Source organism: Candidatus Neomarinimicrobiota bacterium, assembly GCA_017656425.1.
Taxonomy (GTDB): Bacteria; Fidelibacterota; UBA2242; order UBA2242; family B5-G15; genus JACDNV01.
The window spans coordinates 1-5,404 of record JACDNV010000034.1 but is presented as its reverse complement, the minus strand read 5'-3'; the positions used below and the strand labels follow the sequence as shown (position 1 = coordinate 5,404).

General features: G+C 31.0%; 7 protein-coding genes. All 7 read left to right on the top strand.

What is annotated here, in order from left to right; all coding sequences use genetic code 11:
- Nucleotides 1-344: 344 nt before the first annotated feature.
- Complete coding sequence (locus tag H0Z29_12035; GenBank protein MBO8132214.1) at nt 345-1,313, top strand: hypothetical protein; 969 nt, start codon at nt 345-347, stop codon at nt 1,311-1,313.
- Nucleotides 1,314-1,474: 161 nt separating this feature from the next.
- The gene (locus H0Z29_12030) at nt 1,475-1,696 is read left to right on the top strand and encodes a hypothetical protein (protein ID MBO8132213.1); all 222 of its coding nucleotides are present in this window, start codon (nt 1,475-1,477) and stop codon (nt 1,694-1,696) included.
- 607 nt (nt 1,697-2,303) lie between these two features.
- Nucleotides 2,304-2,717, top strand: coding sequence for a hypothetical protein (locus tag H0Z29_12025; GenBank protein MBO8132212.1), 414 nt, complete (start codon nt 2,304-2,306; stop codon nt 2,715-2,717).
- A gap of 35 nt (nt 2,718-2,752) precedes the next feature.
- The gene (locus H0Z29_12020; protein ID MBO8132211.1) at nt 2,753-3,055 is read left to right on the top strand and encodes a hypothetical protein; all 303 of its coding nucleotides are present in this window, start codon (nt 2,753-2,755) and stop codon (nt 3,053-3,055) included.
- Between the two features lie 75 nt (nt 3,056-3,130).
- On the top strand, nt 3,131-3,616 hold the full coding sequence (locus H0Z29_12015) for a hypothetical protein (protein MBO8132210.1): 486 nt from the start codon (nt 3,131-3,133) through the stop codon (nt 3,614-3,616).
- Nucleotides 3,617-3,832: 216 nt separating this feature from the next.
- Nucleotides 3,833-4,693, top strand: coding sequence for a hypothetical protein (locus H0Z29_12010; protein MBO8132209.1), 861 nt, complete (start codon nt 3,833-3,835; stop codon nt 4,691-4,693).
- 168 nt (nt 4,694-4,861) lie between these two features.
- A partial coding sequence (locus H0Z29_12005) for a hypothetical protein (protein ID MBO8132208.1) occupies nt 4,862-5,404 on the top strand: 543 nt, incomplete at its 3' end.

Here is a 5,404-nt window from a genome sequence, read left to right as displayed (position 1 = left end):
ACAGGGGGACCTTTATCTATGCTTGCTAATTTCAACAGAATTCTATTGCATTGCCAATTTTAAAATTTAGCTTGACTTTTTATTATAATATAATTAATAATTAAACATTATGTTAGGTGTGAGTATTAAAAAGATAAAAAAACAGTACTTGTATTTTATATGTATTACTTTATGGATTAAATTTCTTTTTGAGACAATTGAATGAATATAAGACACAGAATTTATAGATAAAATGTTTGTATTTTCAGACAAAGCATTAATATATAACGATAAAATAAATTTAAGTATTTTTGTTCGGTTGAAGGTGGTATGGAAATTAAAATTAAAAAGATAAAATCAATTAGATGGTAAAATCTAATAAAAATTTTAGAGAGGGCTTAAAAAAACTACAAAAAGAAATATTTGAAGAAGAAAAAAAATATTTTTTTAAAAATTACAAGCCTGCAAAATTTGTTATAGCCGTAGTTGGATTAGCCAACGACTCTTTCTTTGATGTTACAATAGATAATAAAATAGCTATATCCCAGCAACATACTAGATATGATTTATGTCTATATCCATTTAAGAATCAAAAACATCCGTCCCTCGAACAGACACTTTTTTATGCTAACTGTATTTCATTTGAACTTGACTTACCAACGTTTGTTTATTGTAGTAATCGCTATTCAATAAATTATTCTCCAATTTTTGGTTTAGGGAAATATAAGAAAAGAAATCTTCAAAAATTTATTTATGATTATATCGCTATATTAGAGTATACAGTATCATTAAAATTAGGTTATGGTACAGTTCACTTTTATGGTGAGGGCAAATTTGATCCAATAAATTTAGATTATACACAGCAATATAGCAAAGTAGCTAAAGAGCTGCTGTTGTATGGAACAGCGCTAAGGCAGCCCGATTTTTTGAGTGAATTTTTAGAATACAGTAAGGTAATTGAAAGTTGTCTAAATACTTACAAATCAAAAAAATGGAAAGATTTTGTAGTTTCTAATATTGACAAAATAGAAGCATTTGATTTTGGGTATATAAAAATTACTGATATAGAGGGAGGACCAAGTAAAAACTTAATGCAATTATACAAGAGGAAAGCTGTGAGTCGTTTGAAGTATTTGAGAAAAAAGTTTGGAACGAATGAAAGAATAGCAGACTATCTTTACCATATAAACCGGTGTGGAGTTGCACATGGGATAAAAGTAAAAAAACAAGATTTTTCTAGAGATTATTTTACTATAATAAAAGATAATTATATAATGAAATTACTAGCAAGGATAGCGATCCTTTATAAAAAAGGTGATTATTATAAGTGCTAAAGATAGAATTTGAATGAAATACTAATTAATGTAATGAGTACTGTCGAAAATTTGGTTAAGGAACAAACAAAGAAATTTTTTGGATATCAAGAAGCCAAATTAAATTATTGGATGTTCGGAAAAAGTGATTTAGAAAGTTAAATGATAATTTTTATGGAAATTTGACACTCTTAATTCTAATTGGAAATGAGACATTGATCGATTTTAACGGAAATAAAGCCAAAAATTATTTAATTGAATTAGCACCGATTCAAGGGATATATTACATACCGAGGTTGAATTCTGGAATTACATTTGGAATTGGGATATATGATCGTTTATTGACATCTGAAGTTTATAAAAACGATTTTGGAATTAAAGCTGAAATTGGAGTGAAGTCTTAAAATATATGACGGAACAACATGATATATATAAAATGTGTTTGTTCAGCTTAGCATTTAGGTTTTGGGAATTTAGTCAGGTTTTGTATCGTCTAATGAGATCTCGGTCTCTGTAAATCCAGTACTATGCATATAGCTAAACATTATCGTTAAGATTTTTGAGAAGTAAAAGGATTATATGACAGAGAATAAAGCTAAATTGTTAGATCAAGTAAGGCGAGATATTCTGGTCAAGAATTACAGCTTGGGAACTAAATAATCTTACATCAATTGGATAAGAAGTCTATCTTTTTTCATAACAAAAAGCATCCTCTTGAAATGGGAGAAAAGGAAATTATGGAGACGACTATGTTTTGTACTAATGTGATTAAATTTATAAGTAATAAACAGATAACAATTAATGAGCGACATGGATTAGGTAGTCATGAAGAGCAACTTTTGCTTTTTTCATTAGCACACCTAATCTTATGTTATGTGCAATCAGCAAAAGGTCTAAAAGATAATAATGGGATTAATACCGAATCGTAAACAATGGTTGAAATGGTCGGCATCTTCGAAATGGAGCTATTTATCATCATTCTTTTCTCTCATAGGAGCCATTTTTGGCCTTATGGCATTTTTTATTCAGCCTACTGTTTCGTCCGACATTAAACAAAAAATCCAAGAATTAAATGAAATTAGAACCGCTCTGTCCACGTTAGACACATATGTAGAAAATCAACAAAACAGTTTAAAGAAACTGTCTGTGGAGAAACTCGAACTTGAAAAGGAACGAGAAAAAATAGAGAAGATTTTACAAATTGATAGAGAGAAAATAAATGCATTATTCGATTACCAAGCTGCTGTAGAAGGCAGACGAGCCTGGCTTGAAATTCTTATTTCATTTTTCATAGGAGTCTTATCAAGTTCGGTAGTAACTTTTTTTGCAATTCGAATGCAAAATAAGAAAGACGAGAAAGAAGAAAGGAATGTCCCACATAACCAGGCTAATTCAGCCGACGCAAAAAGCCGCGCGGCTGATTAGCAGCGTTATACGGGTAAATCGAAAGGGGGATTTTCATGAACGAAATAATCTTGGTGACCTCTATCGTCTGTTTAATTGGTATGATACTTTCTGCTTGGGTAACCAATACGACTATGAAAAACATCGGCAAATTTGGCGATGATGCTAAGGGAAAGAGACTCGTTTCGTTGAAGCATCTATTTAACTTTTATGCGATTTTAATTTTATCTTTTGTCTTGCTAACCAGAGCCTTGAACTTTATAAAAGACCAGTTATTTGTTGCCTTGTTAGTAGCTGTAATTGGTGGTTTAGGTTTCAAAATATCGCATGACGTATTTACAAAAAATTCTTCGCAGTAATGAAAGCTCTATGATTATACACCACTATGCAAAACAAACAAGAGGAGCTTTAACATTAACATACTAAAAATAGCGATGATTTTTTTTCTCACAAGTTTATTTTTGCTAATCGGTTGCACAAATGAACAATTCGTAAAAGGTGTTGATACTTTAACAGGTATCGAGTCAGAACACAACCTGATGAAAGCAATTATAATAAACACAAGGGATGCGCCTATCAGAATTATAGAAGTACTGGCTGGTGAAACCAAAGGTAAGTACGGGCTTTCGGAATGGCGCTTTGCTGTGCGAATTCAAAATGTTAGTAGTAAGGGAATCAAAAGATATGATGTCCTCTTTCCCATCTATGATGACTTCAAAGAAAAGATTACCACAGTCAGATATTCTGAGATTGATTTCACAAAGCCAAGGCAAGACAATAATCACAAAGTCTATTCAAGAAAACTGGATTTTGGAAAAGGAGCGTTTTTGTTTACATATCTTGAAAAAGTCGCATTTGACGATGGAACAACATGGAAAACAAGCCTGACTAGTTCTAAAATTGACCAAAGTTTGAAATGAAAATAGTACTATGTAAAACTAAGACAGGTATGTTCATTCAAATACTTGATGTAACAATTTGGCAATAAACGGTTTAAAAAATAGTGCATTCAGCCGATTTAAACCGCTGTGCTTTTTTTAGAGTTTTAAGCAGAAATCAAGTTTTGTTTATTTCTCAAGTTTTGTCTTATGCGGTTTCAACGGCTGATGCTATCGTTATGTGAGTATGAAATAATAATGAACGATTTAAGAACGGTGAAGATTCCAGTAATAGCAGATGGGAAAAAGTTTGAATATCTATGTCGTGATATTTGGGACAATGACAGCAATAATAACGAACTTGTTGCATTCAACGGTCGTCCTGGTCAACCACAAAATGGAGTTGATATTTTCGGAAGAAAAATAAATTCACAGAAATGGTTTGGTATTCAGTGTAAGGCGAGAAATACATCTAACATGTTAAGTAAAAAAGAGATAGAAACAGAAATAAATAAGGCATTAGAATTCAATCCAAAACTAGACCATTATATTTTAGCCACAACTCTGCATAGGGATGTTAAATTACAAGAAATTGCAAGAGAAATTAACAATCGACTTAGCAGGCAGAATAAATTTAGATTTGAAATTATATTTTGGGATGACATTGAGGACATGCTCAAAGAAGAGCATAATTTCCATATTTATCATAAGTACTATAAGGAATTCTTTGCAAATAATGAGTCGTTAGGTCATGCTATAGGTAAGTTACTTAATTTGGAACTAGGAATCGGCGATGGTGCTGATACTCATTATGAGATTATGATTGGCAAAATTCCCAAACTTAAAAATGATACTTCGCATTGTGTAGATTATTATAAGGGTAATTATTTTATTATTAATTTCCATGAAAGAAAAATGGAAACTTTTCCGCTTCCATGTTTTCCGAGTGATTTAGAAATGTGTTTTAGCAATCGATTAGATAGGTTTAGAATAACAAAATGGATTAACAGTATAAATAATATAGAAAAATTTATATATGAATCTGATGATACGCATCATTTTTATTTGAACAAAAAAGAATACGAAAAATATTTGAACGAATTAGGAGACGATGAATAGTAAAAAGCATTCACATAACAATCGGCTGCAAAGGACGGCAAACAGCGTGGCGCTTTTTCGAAGTCAGTGCCCCGCATAAAATCTGGTGCTAATCTATAGTTGGTTGCCCTGCATGTTTGCCGCCCCTGAGCCGTAGCGTTATGCAAAAAAAATAAATGGAGATCACTAATGAAAAAACTTAATCTGTTATCAATTATTATAGTACTTTTCTATAGCATTTGTTACTCGGAAGAAAATTCAATATATTGCTTTGATGCTAACGAGAATTTATTTACTGCTTATGCTTTTATGAATGCTGCAGGATTTAATCATGATTGGAGTGAAATGCATCAAATCAGGGTTGAAATACGCGACTATCTTGATAGAAATCTTTGTAGTGAATTTAAAGCAAAAATGAATGATTTCTATAAACAATATGGGGGTGGTGATTTTAGTTCATATGGTATATATGCATTATTATTATCTGAACCACCAAAATTCATTATTAAATACGATACATTAAAACAAAAGGATTTTTTAAAAGAATATGATGGTCTTGATGATCTTTACAGAGATTTTTATGAGAAAGCAAAAGTAAAGGAGTTGTGGAAAAAATATAAACCAATTATACAAAGAATTAATGATGAATATAAGCCATTTGCTGAAATTACTTTAAACGATATTATACTAATTCAAATTAACTGGGGAAGTGTAGGAGGGTTTTATTACATT

Excerpts from the sequence above, each read along its gene's own strand:
- H0Z29_12025 (MBO8132212.1), top strand. The coding sequence starts at position 2,304 with ATGGCATTTTTTATTCAGCCTACTGTTTCGTCCGACATTAAACAAAAA.
- H0Z29_12035 (MBO8132214.1), top strand. The coding sequence starts at position 345 with ATGGTAAAATCTAATAAAAATTTTAGAGAGGGCTTAAAAAAACTACAA.
- H0Z29_12010 (MBO8132209.1), top strand. The coding sequence starts at position 3,833 with ATGAACGATTTAAGAACGGTGAAGATTCCAGTAATAGCAGATGGGAAA.
- H0Z29_12015 (MBO8132210.1), top strand. The coding sequence starts at position 3,131 with ATGATTTTTTTTCTCACAAGTTTATTTTTGCTAATCGGTTGCACAAAT.
- H0Z29_12020 (MBO8132211.1), top strand. The coding sequence starts at position 2,753 with ATGAACGAAATAATCTTGGTGACCTCTATCGTCTGTTTAATTGGTATG.